This is a genomic window from Halovulum marinum (genome assembly GCF_009697225.1).
GTDB lineage: Bacteria > Pseudomonadota > Alphaproteobacteria > Rhodobacterales > Rhodobacteraceae > Halovulum > Halovulum marinum.
In genome coordinates this window covers 395,683-416,518 of record NZ_WIND01000001.1, presented here as the reverse complement: position 1 = coordinate 416,518, position 20,836 = coordinate 395,683, and the positions used below count along the sequence as shown (strand labels likewise).

At 70.9% G+C, this 20,836-nt stretch carries 18 protein-coding genes; 11 read left to right on the top strand and 7 right to left on the bottom strand.

From position 1 onward, the window contains the following. Position 1: 1 nt before the first annotated feature. The 10 genes from tolR (at position 2) to folD (ending at position 11,815) form a co-directional block, all read left to right on the top strand. Positions 2–469, top strand: coding sequence for a protein TolR (gene tolR / locus GE300_RS02135; RefSeq protein ID WP_154444448.1), 468 nt, complete (start codon positions 2–4; stop codon positions 467–469). Between the two features lie 13 nt (positions 470–482). Then, positions 483–1,793 carry a hypothetical protein gene (locus GE300_RS02130; RefSeq protein ID WP_154444446.1) on the top strand — a complete coding sequence of 437 codons (1,311 nt, stop codon included), beginning with the start codon at positions 483–485 and terminating at the stop codon, positions 1,791–1,793. Beyond that, positions 1,787–3,124 (top strand): Tol-Pal system beta propeller repeat protein TolB, encoded by a 1,338-nt coding sequence (gene tolB / locus GE300_RS02125; RefSeq protein ID WP_154444444.1) that lies wholly within the window; start codon positions 1,787–1,789, stop codon positions 3,122–3,124. Before GE300_RS02130 ends, tolB begins: the two co-directional genes overlap by 7 nt. Positions 3,125–3,252: 128 nt before the next feature. Beyond that, entirely contained in the window at positions 3,253–3,795 is a 543-nt protein-coding gene (pal, locus tag GE300_RS02120) for a peptidoglycan-associated lipoprotein Pal (protein WP_154444442.1), read from the top strand. A gap of 34 nt (positions 3,796–3,829) precedes the next feature. After that, a complete protein-coding gene (ybgF, locus tag GE300_RS02115) occupies positions 3,830–4,957 on the top strand; it encodes a tol-pal system protein YbgF (protein ID WP_154444440.1) in 1,128 nt (375 codons plus the stop codon). Positions 4,958–4,961: 4 nt separating this feature from the next. After that, positions 4,962–6,212 carry a tRNA lysidine(34) synthetase TilS gene (gene tilS, locus GE300_RS02110; protein WP_154444438.1) on the top strand — a complete coding sequence of 417 codons (1,251 nt, stop codon included), beginning with the start codon at positions 4,962–4,964 and terminating at the stop codon, positions 6,210–6,212. A gap of 79 nt (positions 6,213–6,291) precedes the next feature. After that, a complete protein-coding gene (gene ftsH, locus GE300_RS02105) occupies positions 6,292–8,214 on the top strand; it encodes an ATP-dependent zinc metalloprotease FtsH (protein ID WP_325063062.1) in 1,923 nt (640 codons plus the stop codon). Positions 8,215–8,463: 249 nt separating this feature from the next. Then, positions 8,464–10,140, top strand: coding sequence for a formate--tetrahydrofolate ligase (locus GE300_RS02100; protein ID WP_154444436.1), 1,677 nt, complete (start codon positions 8,464–8,466; stop codon positions 10,138–10,140). Positions 10,141–10,189: 49 nt separating this feature from the next. Then, a complete protein-coding gene (locus GE300_RS02095; RefSeq protein WP_154444434.1) occupies positions 10,190–10,909 on the top strand; it encodes a sulfotransferase family 2 domain-containing protein in 720 nt (239 codons plus the stop codon). A 3-nt stretch (positions 10,910–10,912) separates the two neighbouring features. Next, complete coding sequence (folD, locus tag GE300_RS02090; protein ID WP_154444432.1) at positions 10,913–11,815, top strand: bifunctional methylenetetrahydrofolate dehydrogenase/methenyltetrahydrofolate cyclohydrolase FolD; 903 nt, start codon at positions 10,913–10,915, stop codon at positions 11,813–11,815. A gap of 18 nt (positions 11,816–11,833) precedes the next feature. Here folD and pdeM read toward each other — a convergent pair whose 3' ends face one another. From pdeM to GE300_RS02070, 4 genes are read right to left on the bottom strand one after another with little or no spacing between them, the layout of a single operon-like run. Next, positions 11,834–12,511: a ligase-associated DNA damage response endonuclease PdeM gene (gene pdeM, locus GE300_RS02085; protein WP_154444430.1), complete on the bottom strand. Its 678-nt coding sequence runs from the start codon at positions 12,509–12,511 to the stop codon at positions 11,834–11,836. 44 nt (positions 12,512–12,555) lie between these two features. Continuing rightward, complete coding sequence (locus GE300_RS02080) at positions 12,556–15,012, bottom strand: ligase-associated DNA damage response DEXH box helicase (RefSeq protein ID WP_154444428.1); 2,457 nt, start codon at positions 15,010–15,012, stop codon at positions 12,556–12,558. Positions 15,013–15,018: 6 nt separating this feature from the next. After that, positions 15,019–15,822, bottom strand: a complete 804-nt coding sequence (locus tag GE300_RS23655) for an NAD(P)-dependent oxidoreductase (RefSeq protein WP_325063061.1) — start codon at positions 15,820–15,822, stop codon at positions 15,019–15,021. 1 nt (position 15,823) lies between these two features. Further along, positions 15,824–17,128: an ATPase gene (locus tag GE300_RS02070; RefSeq protein ID WP_154444426.1), complete on the bottom strand. Its 1,305-nt coding sequence runs from the start codon at positions 17,126–17,128 to the stop codon at positions 15,824–15,826. Positions 17,129–17,257: 129 nt separating this feature from the next. Between GE300_RS02070 and GE300_RS02065 the strand changes: the two genes are divergently transcribed. Then, positions 17,258–18,886, top strand: a complete 1,629-nt coding sequence (locus GE300_RS02065) for a hypothetical protein (RefSeq protein ID WP_154444424.1) — start codon at positions 17,258–17,260, stop codon at positions 18,884–18,886. Here the strand turns inward: GE300_RS02065 and GE300_RS02060 are convergent. Genes GE300_RS02060 through GE300_RS02050 form a run of 3 tightly spaced genes read right to left on the bottom strand, consistent with a single transcriptional unit; the run spans position 18,852 to position 20,832 of the window. Further along, complete coding sequence (locus GE300_RS02060; RefSeq protein WP_154444422.1) at positions 18,852–19,358, bottom strand: A24 family peptidase; 507 nt, start codon at positions 19,356–19,358, stop codon at positions 18,852–18,854. The genes GE300_RS02065 and GE300_RS02060 overlap by 35 nt on opposite strands. Positions 19,359–19,392: 34 nt before the next feature. After that, positions 19,393–20,238, bottom strand: coding sequence for a tetratricopeptide repeat protein (locus tag GE300_RS02055; RefSeq protein ID WP_325063060.1), 846 nt, complete (start codon positions 20,236–20,238; stop codon positions 19,393–19,395). 54 nt (positions 20,239–20,292) lie between these two features. Further along, positions 20,293–20,832 (bottom strand): tetratricopeptide repeat protein, encoded by a 540-nt coding sequence (locus GE300_RS02050; protein ID WP_407647670.1) that lies wholly within the window; start codon positions 20,830–20,832, stop codon positions 20,293–20,295. Between the last annotated feature and the right edge of the window lie 4 nt (positions 20,833–20,836).

The window sequence follows — 20,836 nt, the reverse complement described above, 5'->3', positions numbered from 1 at the left end:
CATGGCCGCCGGAGTGATGCAGCGCCGGGGCGCGCGGGGCGGCGGCCGGGGCCGGCCGCGGGCGCGGCCCATCGCCGAGATCAACGTCACGCCGTTCGTCGACGTGATGCTGGTGCTGCTGGTGATCTTCATGGTCGCCGCGCCGCTGCTGACGGTCGGCGTGCCGATCGAGCTGCCCGAGACCGCGGCGACGCCGCTGCAGCAGGAAGAACAGGAGCCGCTGACCATCGCGATGACCGCGGAGGGCAGCATCATGGTGCAGAATTCCGAGGTCCCGCGGGACCGGCTGGTGACGCTGCTGGCAAGCGTCGCCGGCGAGCGCACGGACGGGAAAGTGTTTCTGCGCGCCGACGGCCAGGTGTCCTATTCGGACGTGATGCAGGTCATGGGCGCGCTCAACGCGGCGGGATTCCGCAACATCGGTCTGGTGACCGATGGCGGCGGCCCGACGCTGACCGAAGCGGAGTAGTTTCGAGACCGCGATGCGAACGGGCTGGAAGATATCCATCGGCCTGCACCTGGCCGCCATCGCGGCCGGACTGTTCGTCGTTCCGTACCAGGCCGACCGCCTGCGCGACGTGACCCGCGTGACCGAGGTGTCGATCGTCACCGCGCCGCCGGGCGCGCAGGGCCAGGCGCCGCCGCCGCCCGAGGACGCACCGCCGCCGCCCGAGGCGGCGCCGCGCGTCGCCGACACGCAGGTGGCGTCGATCGACGCGCCCGAGTTCAGCGCCGACGCCGGCCCGCCGCCGGCGGCCGACCAGGCGCCGTCCGAGACCGTCCAGGATCTGATCGAGGATCCCTCGGCGCGCGACGGCGAGGCGGATCTCAGCGCCCTGCTGGAACAGGTGGCGCAGCCCGAGGTGGCGGTGGATGTCGATGCGCCGGCGGAATCCGACACGCAGCCCGACGCCGCGCCGCCGGCGATGGCGGCGCCCGCCGACAGCGGCCTCGACAACCGCACCGAGACGCCGCGCGGCCCGCAGCTGGCGGCACCGCCAGCGCCGCGCGCCGCGCCGCGGATCGCCGATTTCACCCCGCCGGCGCCGCCCAGCCCGCCGGCGCAGCGCGACGCAACGCCCGAAGCCTCGCCCGACGAGATCGAGCAGGCCGCGGCGCAGCCGCCGGAGCCGCCGGCGCAGGCGCCCGAATCCGCGCCGGCGCCGCCGTCCGAGCAGGAAAGCGGCGCCGAGCAGGGCAATGCGCTGCTGCGTTCGACCGCTCCGCCCGCGCGGCCGCGGAATTTCGAGACGCAGATCGCCGCCGCCGAGCAGGCGCGCGAGGAGCAGGCCCGCGCCGCCGAGGCCGAACGCGCCCGCCGCGCCGCCGAAGAGGAGCGCCGCCGCGCCGAGGCCGAGGCCGCGGCGGTCGCCGCCGCGGTCAGCGCGGCCGCGGAGCAGCCGCAGTCGGCCCCGTCCAGCGCCCCCGCCAGCGCCCCGCCGGCGGCGGCCGCCGAGGTGCCGCAGGGTCCGCCGCTGACCGCCGGCGAGAAGGACGCGCTGCGCCTGGCCGTGCAGCGCTGCTGGAACGTGCCCGCCGGCCTGGCCAACGCCGAGGATCTGCGCGTGGTGGTGGCGGTGGAACTGGCCCCGGACGGGCGCATCATCGGCGCGCCGCGGCTGATCGAGCCGACCAGCTCCAGCCGGCCCGAGATCCGCGTCGCCTTTGAAGCCGCGCGCCGCGCGCTACTTCGCTGTCAGGCCGGCGGCTATCAGCTGCCGCGCGAGAAATACGCCCAGTGGAAAAACCTCGAGGTCGCTTTCGACCCGGAAGGGATGTTGTCCAGATGGTAAGACACCTGATCGCCCTGCTGTCGGCGACGCTGATCGCCGCAACCGCTTCGGCCGCCGCCGCGCAGGCGCAGTCGGGCGGCGGGCCGCTGCGCATCGAGATCACCGAGGGCGTGATCGAGCCGTTGCCGATCGCGCTGCCGCAGTTCGTCGCCGAGACCGCGGAATCGGCCAACCTGGCCGCCGACATCACCGCGGTGATCGCGCGCGATCTGACCGGCTCGGGGCTGTTCCGCGAGGTGCCGGCCTCGGCGCACATCGGGCGGATCACCAACTTCAACCAGCCGGTGCAGTACAGCGACTGGACGGTGATCAACGCCCAGGCGCTGCTGACCGGCGCGGTGTCGGCCACCGGCGACGGCCGCGTCGCGGTGAAGTTCCGCCTGCACGACGTGTTCGCCAACAACGAGCTTGGCGAGGGCCAGCAGTTCGTCGGCAGCGCCGATGACTGGCGGCGGATGGCGCACAAGGTCGCCGACCAGGTCTATTCCCGGCTGACCGGCGAGAAGGGCTATTTCGACAGCAAGATCGTGTTCGTCGCCGAGAGCGGCCCGAAGGACAACCGGCGCAAGCGGCTGGCGGTGATGGACCAGGACGGCGCCGACGTGCGCTACCTGACCGACGACAGCGCCATCGTGTTCTCGCCGCGCTGGTCGCCGGACAACAGCCGGATCGTCTATACGTCGTACGAATCCGGTGCGCCGCGGGTGTACGTCCTGGACACCCGCACGCTGCAGAAGCAGCCGCTGCAGGGCGTGTCGGGCTTCACCTCGGCGCCGCGGTTCTCGCGCGATGGGCGGCGCGTGGTCTATGCCGCCGGCGAGGCGGGCAACTCGGACATCTACGTGCTGGACCTGGCCTCGGGCGCGTCCAGCCGGCTGACCGACACCCCGGCGATCGAGACCGAGCCCGGCTTCTCGCCCGACGGCAGCCAGATCGTGTTCGAGAGCGACCGCGGCGGCAGCCAGCAGATCTACGTGATGCCCGCGACCGGCGGCGAGGCGCGTCGGATCAGCTTCGGGCAGGGGCGCTACGGCACCCCGGTGTGGTCGCCGCGGGGCGATCTGGTGGCGTTCACCAAGATGGTCGGCGGCCGGTTCCACATCGGCGTGATGCGGCTCGACGGTTCGGAAGAGCGGCTGCTGACCGCCAGCTTCCTGGACGAGGGTCCGACCTGGGCGCCGAACGGGCGCGTGATCGCGTTCTTCCGCGAGTCCGCGGGCGACAGCGGCGCGCCGGGCATCTTCACCGTCGACATCACCGGGCGGAACCTGAAGCGGCTGCCGACGCCGGATTTCGCCTCGGATCCCAGCTGGTCGTCGCTGCTGCCCTGATCGCGGCCGGGCGATGCGCAGTAGGCGGCCTGCCGGAAAAATGCTAGAACGCCCCGCAAGCCCCGGCGGACACAGGGCGCGGAACGGAACGCACGTCGTGCAAGGATACGATCAGAGGTGAAGCAGTGATGAAACCGACAGCATTTGTTGTTTTCGCGGCGCTGGCGCTGGGCGCCTGTTCGCAGGGCGAGGATCCCGACGCGCTGTTCGCGGACGGTGCCGGCGGGCCCGGCGGCATGGGGCTCGATCCCTCGGCCACCTCGGGGACGGTGATCGGGCCGGACGGCCGGCCGATCGAGGTGAACTCGGTGGCCTATTTCAACCAGATCATCGGCGATAGGGTGCTGTTCCCCGTCGACCAGAGCGACCTGACCGCCGAGGCCAAGCAGACCCTGGACCAGCAGGCCGCCTGGCTGCTGGCGCGGCCGTCGATGGCGATCACCATCGAGGGGCACGCCGACGAGCAGGGCACGCGCGAGTACAACTTCCGCCTGTCGGCGCGCCGCGCCAGCGCGGTGCGCGACTACCTGGTGACCCGAGGCCTTCCCGACAACCGGCTGTCGACGATCCCGTTCGGCAAGGAGCGGCCGGTCGCGACCTGCTCGGCCGAATCGTGCTGGTCGCGCAACCGGCGCGCGGTGACCGTGGTCACCGGCGGGCTCGGGGTCTGACCCGCCGAACCCGAAGCAGCAAGGGAGCTTGAGCATGCGATCCATCCTGATGGCCGTCTCCGCCATCTGGCTGGGGGCGGCGGCGGCTGTCGCCCAACCCGCGCCGGACGACCGGACCCTGGGCGAGATCCGGTCCGAACTGCAGATCCTGCGCGACCAGATCGGCCAGTTGCGGTTCGAGCTGCAGGTGGCCGATCCGGCGACCACCGGCGTGGTCAACGCCGCCCCGTTGCTGGAGCGCGCCGGCCTGCTGGAGGAGGAGGTGCGCCGGCTGACCGCGCAGATCGAGGCGCTGCGGTACCGCATCGACAGCATCGTCGCCGACGGCACCAACCGGATCGGCGATCTGGAGTTCCGCCTGACCGAGCTCGAGGGCGGCGACTTCTCGACGCTGGGCGAGACCGTGCCGCTGGGCGAGGGCGCGCCCGCGGTCGAAGATCGTGCCGCCGAGGACCGCCCCGAGGCGGGTGCGGCCGCCGGCGGCACCCGCACCGAGCCCGGCGCCGTGCGTCCGGTGCTGCGCTCGGACCGGGATCCGGCCGGGGGCCCGTCCGAGGGCGTTCCGGCGGAGGGCACGCAGACGGGATCTCAGACGGGATCTCAGACGGGCACGCAGACGGGTACGCAGACGGGTACGCAGACGGGGATCGTGCCGCTGCCGGAGACGCAGCCAGCGCCCGCGCCGGAGCTGCCGCCGGTGTCGCCGCAGCCCGCGCCGCAGGCGGGCGGGCCCGAGCCGGCGCTGCCGGGGGGCGCGGACGCGCCGCAGCTGGCGATCGCCGAGCGCGACGCCTACGAGGCGGCGATGGCGGCGTTCAGCAGCGGCGACTTCGGCGCCGCCGCGCAGGGCTTCCGCGACTTCCTGACCGACTATCCCGGCGGCCCGCTGGCCGGCGAGGCCGCGTTCTGGCGCGGCGAGGCGCTGGCGGCGCAGGGCGACTGGAGCAACGCGGCGCGCAGCTACCTGGACAGTTTCTCCGGCTCGCCCGAAGGGGCGAAGGCGCCCGAGGCGCTGTACCGTCTGGGCGTCGCGCTGGGGCGGATCGGCCGGGTCGAGGAAGCCTGCCTGACCCTGTCCGAGGTCGGCATCCGGTTCCCCGGCGCCGCGCCCGACCTGCTGCAAAAGGCAGGCAGCGAGCGGCGCGCGCTCAGCTGCGGCTGAGCCGATGGCGGCGGGGACGGTCGGCCGGCGGCTGGCCGCCGCGCTGGCGGCGATTCCGGGCGGCCCGCTCGGCGTCGCGGTTTCGGGCGGCGGCGACTCGCTGGCGCTGATGGTGCTGCTGGCCGAATGCGCCGAGGGCCGCCCGCTGCGCGCCGTCACCGTGGATCACGGCCTGCGCCCGGACAGCGCGGCCGAGGCGCGGCAGGCGGCGGACGCCGCCGCGCGGCTGGGCATCGCCCACGACATCCTGCCTTGGACCGACCGCCCCTCGGGCAATCTCCAGGACGCGGCGCGCCGCGCCCGGCGGGCGCTGATCGGCGGCTGGGCGGCACGGCACCGCATCGGCCTGATCGCGCTGGGGCACACGCGGGACGACCAGGCCGAGACCTTCCTGCTGCGGCTGGCGCGCGGCTCGGGGCTTTACGGGCTGACCGGGATGAAGCCGGTGCAGCAGGCGGCGGGCGTGACCTGGGTGCGCCCGTTGCTGTCGCTGCGCCGCGAGGCGCTGCGCGACGAGTTGCGCGCGCGCGGGCTGGACTGGGCCGAGGACCCCGGCAACCGCGATCCGCGCTTCGACCGTGCCCGGCTGCGCGCCGCCATGCCCGAGCTGGACCGGCTGGGGCTGGGCGTCGAGCGCCTCGCCGAGACCGCCGCGGCGCTGGACCGGGCGGCGCGGGTGGTGCGGGCGGCGGTGGCCGAACTGGCGCGAAGTGCGGCGGAGCCCAGCGCCGCCGGATACCTGCGGCTCGACCGCGCCCGGCTGCGCGCCGCCGAGCCGGAGTTGCGCCTGCGCCTGCTGGCCGAGGCGCTGCGCTGGGTCTCGGGCGCGGACTACACCCCGCGGCTGGCGCAGCTGCAGGCGCTGGACGCCTGGGCATGGGACGACGCCGACGCGGCGCCGGCGCGCCGCACGCTGCACGGCTGCGTGGTCGAGCGCGGCGGCGGCTCCGTGACCGTGCTGCGCGAGGCGGAACGCACCGGCCCCGCGGTGCCGGCGGGGCAGGTCTGGGACGGCCGCTGGGGCACCGGGCCGGCGGAGCCGGGGGTGACCGTCGCGGCGCTGGGCGAAGCGGGGCTGGCCGAGCTGCCGGACTGGCGTGCGACCGGCCACCCGCGGCTGGCGCTGGCCGCGCTGCCGGCGTTCCGCAGGCGCGGCGCGCTGATTGCCGCACCCTTTGCATTGCCCCGGGAACCCTGTCATGCTTGGCTTTTGACGGAGCCTGGCCGGTTCCTTGCGGCACTTGGTCCAAGTTGAAACCTTTGCGACACCCCTTATGTGGTAACGCAGACGGGAACAGGGCGCGCAGCGCCCGATCCGAGCGGGAGAAGCCCTCGTGGGAAATTCTAAGAACATCATCTTCTGGGTGATCGTTTTCGTACTGATGCTGGCGCTGTTCAACGTGTTCAGCAACGGCGGCCCGACCCAGTCGGCGCGCGACATCAGCTATTCCGAGTTCCTGGACCTGGTCGAATCCGATCAGGTCTCTTCGGTCAAGCTGGACGGCGAGAACGTCATCGTCGCGACCCGCGACAACCGGACGCTGCAGACCGTGCAGCCGCGCAACGCCGATCCACTTCCCGAACTGCGCGGCGCCGACGTCAACATCGAGGTGGTGCCGCAGGAGCAGTCGACATTCATGGCGACGCTGTCGCTGTGGCTGCCGTTCCTGCTGCTGATCGGGGTGTGGATCTTCTTCATGAACCGCATGCAGGGCGGCGGCAAGGGCGGTGCGATGGGCTTCGGCAAGTCCAAGGCCAAGATGCTGACCGAGAAGTCGGGCAAGGTGACATTCGACGACGTCGCCGGCATCGACGAGGCCAAGGAGGAGCTGGAAGAGATCGTCGAATTCCTGCGCGACCCGCAGAAATTCAGCCGCCTGGGCGGCAAGATCCCGAAGGGCGCGCTGCTGGTCGGCCCGCCGGGCACCGGCAAGACGCTGCTGGCGCGGGCGATCGCCGGCGAGGCGGGGGTTCCCTTCTTCACCATCTCGGGCTCGGACTTCGTCGAGATGTTCGTCGGCGTCGGCGCCTCGCGCGTGCGCGACATGTTCGAGCAGGCGAAGAAGAACGCGCCCTGCATCGTCTTCATCGACGAGATCGACGCCGTCGGCCGCCATCGCGGCGCCGGCTACGGCGGCGGCAACGACGAGCGCGAGCAGACCCTGAACCAGCTGCTGGTCGAGATGGACGGCTTCGAGGCCAACGAGGGCGTGATCCTGCTGGCCGCCACCAACCGCCCCGACGTGCTGGACCCGGCGCTGCTGCGCCCCGGCCGCTTCGACCGCCAGGTGCAGGTGACCAACCCGGACATCAACGGCCGCAAGAAGATCCTGGAGGTCCACGCCCGCAAGGTGCCGCTGGGTCCCGACGTCGACCTGCGGATCATCGCCCGCGGCACGCCCGGCTTTTCGGGCGCGGACCTGGCGAACCTGGTGAACGAGGCGGCGCTGATGGCCGCGCGCACCGGCAAGCGGTTCGTGACCATGGAGGATTTCGAGAACGCCAAGGACAAGGTGATGATGGGCGCCGAGCGGCGCTCGATGGTGATGACCGACGACGAGCGCAAGCTGACCGCCTATCACGAGGCCGGGCACGCGGTGGTCGGGCTGAACGTTCCGCAGCACGATCCGATCCACAAGGCGACGATCATCCCGCGCGGCCGCGCGCTGGGGCTGGTGCTGAGCCTGCCCGAGCGCGACCAGCTGTCGGTGACCAAGGCGAAGTACAAGAGCCAGATCGCCATGGCGATGGGCGGCAAGGTCGCCGAGGAGCTGACCTTCGGCGCGGACAACGTGACCAGCGGCGCGGCCAGCGACATCCAGCAGGTGTCGCGGATCGCGCGGGCGATGGTCACCCGCTTCGGCATGTCCGAGACGCTGGGCAACATCGACTATGCCAACGAGCAGTTCAGCTATCTCGGCCCGCAGCAGGGCGGGGTCAACGCCGGCCCCGACACCCAGGAGGTGATCGACCAGGAGGTCCGCCGGCTGGTCGACGAGGGCTACGAAACCGCCAAGCGGATCCTGACCGAGAAGGCCGACGATCTGAAGCGGCTGGCCGAGGGCCTGCTGGAGTACGAGACCCTGACCGGCGCCGAGATCACCCGCGTGATCAACGGCGAGCCGCTGAACCGCGGCTCGGACGAGGAGGAGGACTCGGGCGACGATGACAAGCCCAGCGTCGCCGCGATCCCGAAGACCGGCCGCCCGCGCCGCCGCCCGGGCGAGGATTCCGGGCTGGAGCCGGAGCCGACCTGAACCGGCCGCGCCGGCACGATCCCACCGCAGCCCCGGGCCCCGCAAGGCCCGGGGTTTCGCGTTTCCCGGCACGCATCGCATGGTGCCATCTGGTGCCGCAGACGGCCGCGGGTTTCCGTTGTGAAACCCGAAGCGCCCGCGATCGTCGATTTCGCCGGCCGTTGGGTCGTTATCCCGCTACCGCCCGGCCCCCGCTTGCCGCTTTATGGCCCGAGGACGCGCCGCCGGACACAGGGAGCCCGCCACTTCATGGCCTACAAGACCGACATCGAGATCGCCCGCGAAGCCAAAAAGAAACCGATCCAGGAGATCGGCGCCCGTCTGGGCATCCCCGAGACCGAACTGCTGCCCTTCGGCCATGACAAGGCCAAGGTCTCGGCCGAGTTCATCGCCGCGCAGAAGGACCGGCCCGACGGCAAGCTGATCCTGGTCACCGCGATCAACCCGACCCCGGCGGGCGAGGGCAAGACCACGACCACGGTCGGGCTGGGCGACGGGCTGAACGCGATCGGCAAGAACGCCGCGATCTGCATCCGCGAGGCCAGCCTGGGTCCGTGCTTCGGCATGAAGGGCGGCGCCGCCGGCGGGGGGCTGGCGCAGGTGGTGCCGATGGAGGACATGAACCTGCACTTCACCGGCGATTTCCACGCCATCACCAGCGCCCACAACCTGCTGTCGGCGATGATCGACAACCACATCTACTGGGGCAACGAGCTGGGCATCGACCAGCGCCGCATCGTCTGGCGGCGGGTGATGGACATGAACGACCGCGCCCTGCGCGAGATCGTCACCAGCCTGGGCGGTGTCGCCAACGGCTTCCCGGGGCAGGGCGGATTCGACATCACCGTCGCCTCGGAGGTGATGGCGATCCTGTGCCTGGCGACCGACATCAGGGACCTGCAGGAGCGGCTGGGCCGGATCATCGTCGCCTATACGCGCGAGCGCGAGCCGGTCTCGGCGCGCGACCTGAAGGCCGACGGCGCGATGACCGTGCTGCTGGCGCAGGCGATGCAGCCGAACCTGGTGCAGACGCTGGAGAACAACCCGGCCTTCGTGCACGGCGGCCCGTTCGCCAACATCGCCCACGGCTGCAACAGCGTGATCGCCACCAAGACCGCGCTGAAGCTGGCCGACTATGTGGTGACCGAGGCCGGCTTCGGCGCCGATCTGGGCGCCGAGAAGTTCATGGACATCAAGTGCCGGATGGCGGATCTGGCCCCCGATGCGGTGGTCATCGTCGCCACCGTGCGCGCGATGAAGATGAACGGCGGCGTGAAGAAGGAGGACCTGGGCGCAGAGAACGTCGCCGCGGTCCACAAGGGCTGCGAGAACCTGGGCCGGCACATCGCCAACATCCGCTCGTTCGGGGTGCCCGCGGTGGTCGCCATCAACCACTTCGTCACCGACACCGAGGCCGAGATCGACGAGGTGATGGCCTATGTCGACCGGCAGGGCTCGGAGGCGATCGTCTGCCGGCACTGGGCCGAGGGCAGCGCCGGCATCGCCGACCTGTCGCGCCGGGTGGCGCAGCTGGCCGACAGCGGCATGGCGCAGTTCGCGCCGCTGTACCCGGACGAGATGAGCCTGTTCCACAAGATCGAGACCATCGCCAAGCGGATCTACCGCGCCGACGAGGTGCTGGCCGACAAGCGGATCCGCGACCAGCTGCACGCCTGGGAAAACGCCGGCTACGGCCATCTGCCGGTGTGCATGGCGAAGACGCAGTACTCGTTCTCGACCGATCCCAACCTGCGCGGCGCGCCGACCGGGCACTCGGTGCCGGTGCGCGAGGTGCGGCTGTCGGCGGGCGCGGGTTTCGTGGTGGTGATCTGCGGCGAGATCATGACCATGCCCGGCCTGCCGCGGGTACCCTCGGCGGAGCAGATCCGCTTCAACGACGCCGGCCAGATCGAGGGGTTGTTTTGACCGCCGAACTGGACGAACGTGCCGCCCGGAACAGCAAGTGGAGCGGCGGATGCCGATATACTGCGAGCGGTTGAGGATCGCCTATTTTCCCGTGCCGAAGGTCGGCTCGTCGACGATGCGGTCGGTCCTCTACACGATCAACAACGGGCTGGATCTTGACCGGGTCGACGCGCATCGCGGCGCGGACAAGACCCGGCCCGAGATCCGCGCCCGCTTCCACAAGGTCGCGAAGGCGGATCGCGCACAGCGGCACCCGGACTACGAGACCCTGGCGATCGTGCGCGATCCGCTCGCGCGCTTCGTCTCGGGGTTCCGCAACAAGATCCTGGACGGGCAGCTGGAGCGGCTGGAGAACGGCCCGGTGGTGCGCGACAGCACGCTGCCCAGCCGGCCGGACATCGACGCGTTCCTGGAAAATTTCGACCAGTACATGGCCCGGTCCGGCATGCTGAAGCGGCATTTCCGGCCGATGAGCTTCTATCTGGGCCGCAACCTGCGCTGGTTCGATCACGTCTACCGGCTGGAGCAGTTCGCGACGCTGGAGGCGTTTCTCGACGCGCGGATCGGCGCGAAGATCGCCTTTCCGCACAAGAAGAAGAAGGACGACCGGGCCGAGATCACCCTGACCCCGGCGCAGCAGGCGCGGGTGCGGGAGATCTACCGGGCCGATTATGCCCTGCTGGAGTCCCCGACAAGATCGTCCGGCAAGACCAGTGGCACCGGGGCCCGGTGGCGGAAGCCGGTCCGGGCGGCAAGACAGGCAAGATAGCGCATGTCCGCAGAGATCATCGACGGCAAGGCCTTCGCGGCCGAGATGCGCGCCCGCGTCGCGCAGGAGGTCGCCCGGCTGCGCGACGATCACGGCCTGCGCCCCGGCCTGGCGGTGGTGCTGGTGGGCGAGGATCCGGCCAGCGAGGTCTATGTCCGCAACAAGGGCCGGCAGACGCTCGAGGCCGGGATGAAGTCGGTCGAGCACAAGCTGGACGCCGCGACGTCGCAGGACGATCTGCTGGCGCTGATCGCGCAGCTGAACGCCGACGCGTCGATCCACGGCATCCTGGTGCAGCTGCCGCTGCCGGACCACATCGACAGCGACCTGGTGATCAACGCGATCGCGCCGGAAAAGGACGTGGACGGGTTCCACATCCTGAACGTCGGTCTGCTGGGCACCGGGCAGAAGGCGATGGTGCCGTGCACGCCGCTGGGCTGCCTGATGCTGCTGCGCGCCCGGCTGGGCGATCTGAGCGGGCGCAACGCGGTGGTGCTCGGGCGCTCGAACATCGTCGGCAAGCCGATGGCGAACCTGCTGCTGCGCGACAGCTGCACCGTCACCGTCGCGCATTCGCGGACCCGCGACCTCCAGGAGGTCTGCCGCCGCGCCGACATCCTGGTGGCGGCGGTCGGGCGGCCGCAGATGGTGACCGGCGAGTGGATCAGGCCCGGCGCCACGGTGATCGACGTCGGCATCAACCGGATCCCGGCGCCGGAGCGCGGCGCGGGCAAGCACCGGCTGGTGGGCGACGTCGATTTCGACAGCGCGGCGCAGGTCGCGGGCGCGATCACGCCGGTGCCCGGCGGCGTCGGGCCGATGACCATCGCCTGCCTGCTGGCGAACACGCTGACCGCGTGCTGCCGGATCCACGGCCTGCCGGAGCCCGAGGGCCTGACGGCCTGAGCCGCCGCGCGCCGCCGGTCAGGCCGATTCGCGGCGCCGGAGCGGGACGGTGGTGGTGGCGTTGCCGGTCAGGATGCACACCGCGTCATCCTCGAACAGGGTCTGCAGCGCGTCCGAGGTGCAGTTGAGCCCGCCGGTGTAGGTGCCGAACGCGGGCAGGATCAGCCGCCGTGAATCGTGCACGAAGCAGGGCCGCGCCACTGCGCCGGCGCGGGTGCGGACCCGGGTCTTCGGGTGGTAGTGCCCGGAAACCTCGCCGGCGGCGGCACGCGGCAGGGCGATGTGGCGGAAGGTCAGCGGCCCGCGCGCGACTTCCTCCATCGCGGTGCCGCCGATGTCCGGCGCCTGCGGGTCGTGGTTGCCGGCCACCCAGATCCAGCGGCGTCCCGACATCATCGTGCCCAGTTGCCAGCGCACCGGTTCGTCGAGCGCGTCGGGTACGCGCTGGTCGTCGAAGCTGTCTCCCAGGCAGATCACGCTGCGCGGATCGAGCGCCGCGATCTCGGCCTCGAGCCGGTCCAGCGTGGCCCGCGTTTCGTAGGGCGGCAGCAGCGTTCCGCCGCGTCGGGCCATCCGCTCGGACCGGCCCAGGTGCAGATCGGCCACGCACAGGATGCCGGCCTCGGCCCACCAGAGCGCGCCCGACGGCCGGGCGGTCAGACTGGCGCCGCAGAGGGTGAACGGGGTGTCGGTCATGCAAATACAAAACAAGAACACAGGACGGGATGCAAGTGCAACTCTCAGCTGTGATGCCGGGAAGTCACATGCCGTGAGAATTGATCCCCCGCCGGCTTCGCCTCGGGCGTCAGGCCGGCCTCCTGCATCAGCTGTCCGGCCTCGGTTTCCAGCGCCGTCTGCTGCGCCGCGCCCTTGATCGGGACCTTGCCCATCTCCAGCAGCAGCGGCGCGGCGAGGGGCGTGACGTGCGGTGCCGCGACCAGATCGACCCGGCCTTCGATGCGGCGCAGCATCTCTTCGATGCGGCCGTAGTCGACCAGGCCGCGGGCGGCCTCGGCGCGGGTGATGCGCATCAGCAGATGGTCGGGGTCGTACTTGCGCAGCGTGTCGTAGAGGATGTCCGACGAGAACGTCGCCTGCCGCCCGGTCTTGCGGCGGCCGGGGATGTTGCGTTCGATCAGCCCGGCGATCACCGCGGCGGTGCGGAAGGTGCGCTTCATCACGGCGTTCTCGGACAGCCAGGTGTCGAGCCCGGCGCGCAGGTTCTCGGGACGCAGCAGCGCCGCCGGGTCGGTCACCCGCCGCAGCCCCCAGATCAGCAGCGCGTAGTCGGTCGAGACGAAGCCGACCGGGTCGAGCCCGGCATCTTCCATCCGGCGGGTCACCAGCAGGCCCAGCGTCTGGTTCGCGTTGCGACCGGCGAAGGTGTAGAGGCACAGATGGTCCAGGCCGGCGCGCTCGAAGGTCTCGGCCAGCAGCCGGTCGGGCCGGGGCAGGGCCGAGATCCGGGCTTGCAGCTGCAGCCACTCGGCGGTGTGGGCGGGCAGGTCGTGCCAGCGCGCCGGGTCCGACAGCATCGACACGACGCGGTGCGCCAGTTCGACCGAGGTCGCCATCTTCACCCCCGAGAACACCGCGATCATCGGCTGCCGGTCGGGCTTGCGGGTGACCTCGACCACCATCTCGCGCAGGCGCTCGTAGCGCACCGTCTGCCCACCGATCAGGAAGGTGTCGCCGGGGGTGAGGGTGGCGGCGAAGGCCTCCTCGACCTCGCCCAGCGGCGCGCCGCCGCGGCCGCGCATGCGCACCGCCAGGGTCTCGGTCTCGACGATGGTGCCGATGTTCATCCGCAGGTTCCGCGCGGTGCGCGGGTCGCGCAGGTGCCAGCGGCCGTCGGTCCGCTTCAGCCGCTGCCAGCGGTCGTACGCCCGCAGCGCGTAGCCGCCGGTGGCGCAGAACGCGACGCAGTCGTCGAAATCGGCGCGGCCGAGATCGCGGTAGGGCCCGGCGCCGCGCACCTCGTGGTACAGCGTGTCGGCGTCGAACGGGCCGGCGCAGGCGGTCAGCAGGATGTGCTGGCAGAGCACGTCCAGCGGACCGTCGCCGCGCCCGTCGCCGTCCAGATCGCGGGCGTACACCGCCTCGAGCGCGGCGCGGCACTCGATCACCTCGAACCGGTTCGCCGGCACCAGCAGCGCCCGCGACGGCTCGTCGTAGCGGTGGTTGGCGCGGCCGATGCGCTGCACCAGCCGCTTGACGTTCTTCGGCGCGCCGATCTGGATCACCAGGTCGACGTCGCCCCAGTCGATGCCCAGGTCCAGCGAGCCGGTGCAGACGATGGCCTTGAGATCGCCAGCGACCATCGCCCGTTCGACCTTTTCGCGCGCCTCGCGGGCCAGCGAGCCGTGGTGGATGGCGATCGGCAGCGCCTCGTGGTTCTCGGCCCACAGCGCCTGGAAGAACAGCTCGGCCTGGGCGCGGGTGTTGATGAACACCAGCGTGGTGCGCGCCGCGCGGATCCGGTCCATCACCGCGGCGGCGGCATAGCGCCCGCCGGCGCCGGCCCAGGGCGGCGGCTCGGGCGTCTCCAGCAGCGCGATGTTGGGGTCGGGGCCGGGATCGGCGTGGATGATGCCGCAGGCACCGCGCGCCGGCGCCAGGAACTCGGCCAGCCGCGGCGGGTTCTCGACGGTGGCGGACAGGCCGACGCGGCGCAGACCGGGGCGCAGCGCCTGCAGCCGCGAGAGGCCCAGCATCAGCTGGTCGCCGCGCTTGCCTTCGGCCAGGGCGTGGATCTCGTCGACGACAACGCGGCGCAGACCGGCGAAGATGCGCGGCGCGTCCTCGTAGCTGAGCAGCAGCGCCAGGCTTTCCGGCGTGGTCAGCAGGATCTGCGGCGGGTCCACCCGCTGCCGCGCGCGGGCCGCGGCGCGGGTGTCGCCGGTGCGGTCCTCGATGCGGATGTCCAGCCCCAGCTCGTCCGCCGGGGCCTGCAGGTTGCGGCGGATGTCGGCCGCCAGCGCCTTCAGCGGCGAGACGTAGAGCGTGTGCATGCCGCGGTGCGCGCCGGACGCCAGCTCGACCAGCGTCGGCAGGAACCCGGCCAGCGTCTTGCCGCCGCCGGTCGGCGCGACCAGCAGCGTCGCGGGCGCGGCCGCGCGGTCCAGCAGGGCCAGCTGGTGGGGATGCGGAGACCAGCCGCGCGCGGCGAACCACTCCGCGAAGCGTTCCGGGAGCATCGCGTCTCAATCATACCTGTCGAGGCGAGAGATGGCGTCGATGATCGCCTGTGGCAAGTCCCGGTCCGCGTCCGCCGGGGCGGCATCCAGCGCCGCCGCGACGTCCTTCGCCAGAATGCCCATGGTGTTCGCCGGGTCGAACCCCTCGCGCGCCCAGGAGATCCGGTCGAAATTGCTGCCGAACCAGGTCTGCCCCGAGCTGTCCTCGAACACCGCGCGCAGGCGCGCGTCCTCGACCCCCAGCGCCCGGCCCCAGGCCAGCGCGGTGCGGGTGGCGGCGGTGGAACTGGCCGCGATCAGGTTGTTCAGCACCTTTGCGGTCATCCCGGCGCCGACGTCGCCCATGTGGTGGAAGTTGCTGCCCATGGCGCGGAACTGCGGCATCAGCCGGTCGATCCAGGCGGCCTCGCCGCCCAGCATGAAGCTCAAGCGCCGCTCCTGCGCGGCGATCGGGGCGCCGGACATCGGCGCGTCGACCAGCGCCAGGCCGGCGGGCAGCCGGTCGCGCAGCGCCCGGACATAGCGCGGCGACAGGGTGGAGCTGACCACCAGCGCGCGCAGCCGGCGGGCGCGGGGCAGGAAGGCGTTGGGGCCGAACAGGATCGCATCGGTCTGCGCCGCGTCGCGGACCACGGTGATCGCCACCTCGCGGTCCGCCAGCGCGCCGGGATCGGTGCTCATCACCGGCGCCAGCGGTCCGAAGCCGTCGGGCGGCAGCACGTCCAGCCCGCGCAGATCGAAGCCCGCGGCCTGCAGGGCCTCGGCCATCGGCCGGCCCATCTGGCCGCAGCCTACGACGGCGGTGCGCACGTCACTCTTCGACGAACAGGTTCGCCCAGGCGCGGTCCACCAGGTCGATGGTCATCTTGCGCTCGCGCCCCTCGTAGTCGGCGATCGACAGCATCTGGTCGATCAGGAACGGCGCGTGGTAGTTGGCAAAGCTGTTGCCGACCTCGGGGTAGCGGTGCTTCAGCAGATGCGTCAGCACCTCCTCGTCCGGGTGGATCTTGTAGGCGCGCGAGGTCTTCACGAACACCTTGATGAAATCCTCGCGGTTCGGGTTGTCGACCTTGATCTTGTAGTAGATCCGGCGCAGCGCGGCGCCGTCGAACATCTCGGACGGGGCGAAGTTGGTCGAGAAGATCACCAGCGTGTCGAACGGCACCATGAACTTCTGGCCGGACTGCAGCGACAGGATGTCGAACGAGCTTTCCATCGGCACGATCCAGCGGTTGATCAGCGCCTGCGGCGGCTCGGTCTGGCGGCCGAGGTCGTCGACGATGAACACGCCGCCGCTGGCCTTGAGCTGCAGCGGCGCCTGGTAGGTGCGGCTGGTGACGTTGAAATTCAGATCCAGCATGTCCAGGGTCAGCTCGCCGCCGGTCATCACCGACGGGCGCCGGCACAGCACGTAGCGCTTGTCGAATTCGACGTCGCTGCGGCGCAGGCTGTTGCTTTCGGTGCGCTCGACCTTGGCCAGCGTGTGCACGATCGGATCGAACACCGAGATCACCTGGCCGGCGTATTCCAGGAACTGCGGCACGTAGATGTTGTCGCCCAGCGCATCGCGGATGCCGTTCGAGATCGACGACTTGCCGTTGCCCGGCGGGCCGTACAGCAGCACCGAGCGGCCCGAGTTCACCGCCGGGCCCAGCTGGTCCAGCATTCCCGCCGGCAGCACCAGGTGGCCCATCGAGCCTTCCAGCCGCTCCTGCGTGATCACCGCGTCCGAGATCGACTGCCGCGCGGTCTGCTTCCAGTACGCCTCCAGCGGTACCGGCAGCGCGCCGTAGTATTCGGACTGCTGCAGCGCGTCCAGCGCCCGGGCGCGGCCCGTTTCGGTCAGCTGGTAGCGCAGTTCGGCGGTCTGCGAGGCGCCGCGGTTGCCCAGCGTCTCGATCAGGCCGTTCTCGCGGCAGCGGTCGATCAGGTCCTGCGCGATCGGCGGCGTGACGCACAGCGCCTCGGCGGTGTCGGTCAGGCTGGTCAGGTTGCGCCGGAAGAAGGTCTTCAGGAGGACATCCCGCATCATGACGATCTCGAGCCCGAGGTCCTCGACCCGCAGCGGCATGACCGGTGCCTTTACCCCGGTCGGGAGCGATGTCATCTCGTTCATGTGGATCCCCGCAGATATCCGAATGTCATCGAATCGTAGGGAACACGTACGACCGAAAAAAGGCAATTCTGCGTTGCCTGCCGCCGGCAATACCGTCACGTTGAAGAAAAACGACGATCGGGCAGGCAGATGACAATTCAATCCTTCCGTTTCGCGCTGGTGCTGGCGGGGGTGTTCCTGGCGCTGGCGGCGATCTCGCTCGCGCCCGGCTCGCTGCGGCTGACCGGGCACGAGGTGGACACGATCCACTCGCTGGACATCGCCTACCGGCTGGCCGACGGTGCCCGGCCGCACGTCGATTTCATGACCCCGCTGGGCATGTTCGCCTTCCTGCCGGTGCAGATGTTCCTGGAGCGCGGCTATGGCCCGGGGATGGCGTTCCTGCTGGCCCAGACCATGGTCGGCATGCTGCTGCTGCCGGGGATCTGGTGGATCGGCATCAGCCGGCTCGGCGGCTGGGTGCGGCCGCTGTACGGCATCGGCATGGTGATGCTGGCGATGGCGCTGATCTTCGGCGGCGAGAACCCGGCGCTGACGCTGTCGATGTACTACAACCGCTGGGCCTGGGTGCTGACCTCGTTCATCGTGTTCCCGATGCTGCTGCCGCCGCGCGACGGCTGGCGCGCGCCGCTGGTCGACGGCGCGCTGATGGGCGTCGCCGGTGCGGCGCTGGTGATGATCAAGGTGACGTTCGCGATCGCGCTGCTGCCGGCGGTGCTGGTGTTCGTGCTGCGCGAGCGGCAGATGGTGCTGGCCGGGGCGGGGGCGATTACCGCGCTGGCGGTGCTGGCGGCGGTGACGGTCGGCTATGGCGGCGCCGGTTTCTGGCAGGCCTACGCCGCCGACCTGCTCGAGGTGTCCGCCGGGCGCGTGCGGCCGCACCCGGGGCTGGCGCTGGGCGACATCGTCGCCAGCCCGCGGTTCCTGCCGATCAGCGCGCTGCTGATGGCGACCGTGGTGCTGTGGCGCCGCGCCGGGATGGAGGGGCAGGGCCTGTACCTGCTGCTGCTGGCGCCGGGCTTCGTCTACATCACCTACCAGAACTGGGGCAACGACCCGAAATGGCTGTTCCTGCTGGGGGTGGTGCTGCTGGCGCACCGGCCGCGCGCGGACGCGCCGCCGATCCGCGGGTTCTCGCCGCGGGCGGTGGCGACGGTGCTGGGGCTGTTCGCCTTCCTGCTGTTCTTTCCCAGCATGTCGAACCTGGCGACCTCGGGGATGCGCAACCTGACCTACGATACCAAGGAGATGTCGCCGATCTTTCCGCTGGCGGGCCGGCAGGACATCCTGATCGCAGCCGAGCGCAAGTACACCGGCGGCGTCGAGATGCCGTTCAGCCGGGTCGGCTATCCCGAGGGCGAGGCCCCCGAAGAGCCGGTCACGAAAAGCTTCGAGATCGCGGGCGAGACGTTTGCCGACTGCGTCATGACCGGGCCGGTGGTCGGCTGGCTGTGGAAGGCGGCGGCGCAGCTGGCGGAGGTGCCCGAGGCCGTCGGCCAGCAGGTCTACGTCGCCGACATCCACGATTTCCTGTGGCTGTTCGGCCCGTTCCGCCCGACCCGCGGCGCCGGGCCGTGGTACTACGGCGCCGACGGCGACCTGGCCGAGGTGGCGTTCGTGATGGTGCCGCTGTGCGCGGTCTCGTCGCGGGCCCGGGCGATGAAGCTGGAGGATCTGCAAGCCTCGGGCGAGACCCTGGAGGAGGTGCTGCGCACCGACCTGTTCATCCTGCTGCGGCGGCAGCAAGCGGCAGGCTGAAGGCGCGCATCGCCAGGTAGAAGCTGAGCGCGCCGGACAGGCCGAGCCCCATCGGGAATTTCTGCGCGGTCCAGGATTTCCAGTCCGGCGCCTGTGCCCGGACCCATGCCGTGCGACGTGCGGTCCGGTGCACCAGCAGCGCCGCCAGCAGGCACATCGCCAGCACCAGGAAGAACACCGACAGGTCTTCGGGCCGGACGAAGGGCAGGAACGCCGCGATGTATTTCGCGTCGCCGCCGCCCAGATTGCCGCGCGCGTTCAGCACGAAACCGACCACCAGCGCGGCGAGGCCGATCGCCAGGCGCATGCCGTATTCCGGCAGCGGCACCAGGAACAGCCCGGACACCAGGAAGACCCCGAACAGGGTCAGGTTGAACACGTTCGAGATCTTCATCCGCTTCAGATCCCCCCACGCCGCCCAGATCGCGAACGGCAGCGTGAGGAAGAAGAAGGCGGCCTCGGGCATCACCATGGGCGCATCGCCTCCGGGTCTGGGTCTGGGGGTGTCAGCGCAGCACCGAGCGGTTCAGCGCCGCCAGCTTGGTCGCGGCCTGCTCGAAATACCGGGGATGGGTCTCGACGGCCTTTTCCAGCAGGCCCCGGCCGATGTCCACGTCGCCGTTGCGGATCGCCTGCAGCGCGACGTTGTGCAGCAGCTCGGCCTCGTCGGTCTTCGACATCGGCACGATCGGCAGGTCGTAGACCCGGCGCGTGGCGCGGCTGATCGCCAGGTTGTTCTTCGCCGAGAACATCTTGCTGTCGTAGCTGATCGCCTTGATGAACATCTCCTCGGCGCCGGTGCGGTCGCCGCGCGCCAGCTTGGAGATGCCCCAGTTATTGTAGATCGAGGCCGGCCGCGTGGTCAGCTCCCGCGCCTGCTGGTAGTAGGAATCCGCGCGCTTCCATTCCTTGCGGTTGTCGGCCACCATCGCCTCGAGCCGGTAGCGGTCGTAGGTCTCGACGGTCGGCGGAATCTGGCCGAGCTGGGTGCGCGCCGCGTCCCATTCGCCGGTCTGGATCAGCGCCTCGGCGAACTCCAGCCGGTCGGCGGCGGTCAGGTTCCCCTGGCGGTCCATCTCGCGGTAGGCGGAGGCGGATTCCGCCGGGCGCCCGGCGGCCAGCAGCGACTTCGCCAGACCGCGCTGGAACTCGACCCGGGTCGGGTCGTTCGCCAGCCCGCGCTGGAAATAGGCGACGGACTGCTTCGGGTCCGCGAAATTCAGCATCAACTCGTTGAGATTGCTCTCGTCGATGACGTTCAGGCTGTCGAGATTGGCGAGTTCTTCGCGGGCGGCGTCGCTGGCCGCCTGGTTGTCACACCCGGCTACGACCAGCGTGGCGAGGACGGCCACCTTTGGCAGGTGGGAAGTCCATGAAAACATAAGCCTGTACCTCTGCTCGGGGGGTTAGTTGTTTCCCAGCAGAAGATACCGCCCATTGCCCCGCCTGACCAATCGAAAATCGGCATCGGGCTCCTGCTCGGGCACGACCTGTGCCAGCTTTGCGTCAAGCAGCTGCAGGTTGTCGCGGATTTCCGGGCTGGCGCCGCTGTCCAGGGCGAAGGCGACGCGGAATGCCTCGCGCGCCTCGCCCAGCTCGCCCCGGTTGTAGAGCACGATGCCCAGGTTGTTCCAGGCCGGAACGAAGCGGTCGTCCTCGTCGATGGCGCGGCGCAGGACCTTCTCGGCCTGGTTCAGCCGGCCCAGCTTCAGGTTCGCCGAGCCGACGGCGCTGAGCACGTCGGCGTTGAGCCCGAGCTGCACGCCGGCGGCGTAATAGGCGTCGAGCGCCAGTTCGTACTCGCCGGACGCCATCAGCCGGTGGCCGATCGCCAGCCCGTCGTCGCCCTGCAGCCGGCGCGAGGCCGGCACGCCGCCCGGCCCGGTCGAGGTGTCCGACAGCCGGTCGCCGGCGCAGCCCGCAAGCAACAGCGCCGCGCCCAGCAGGGGC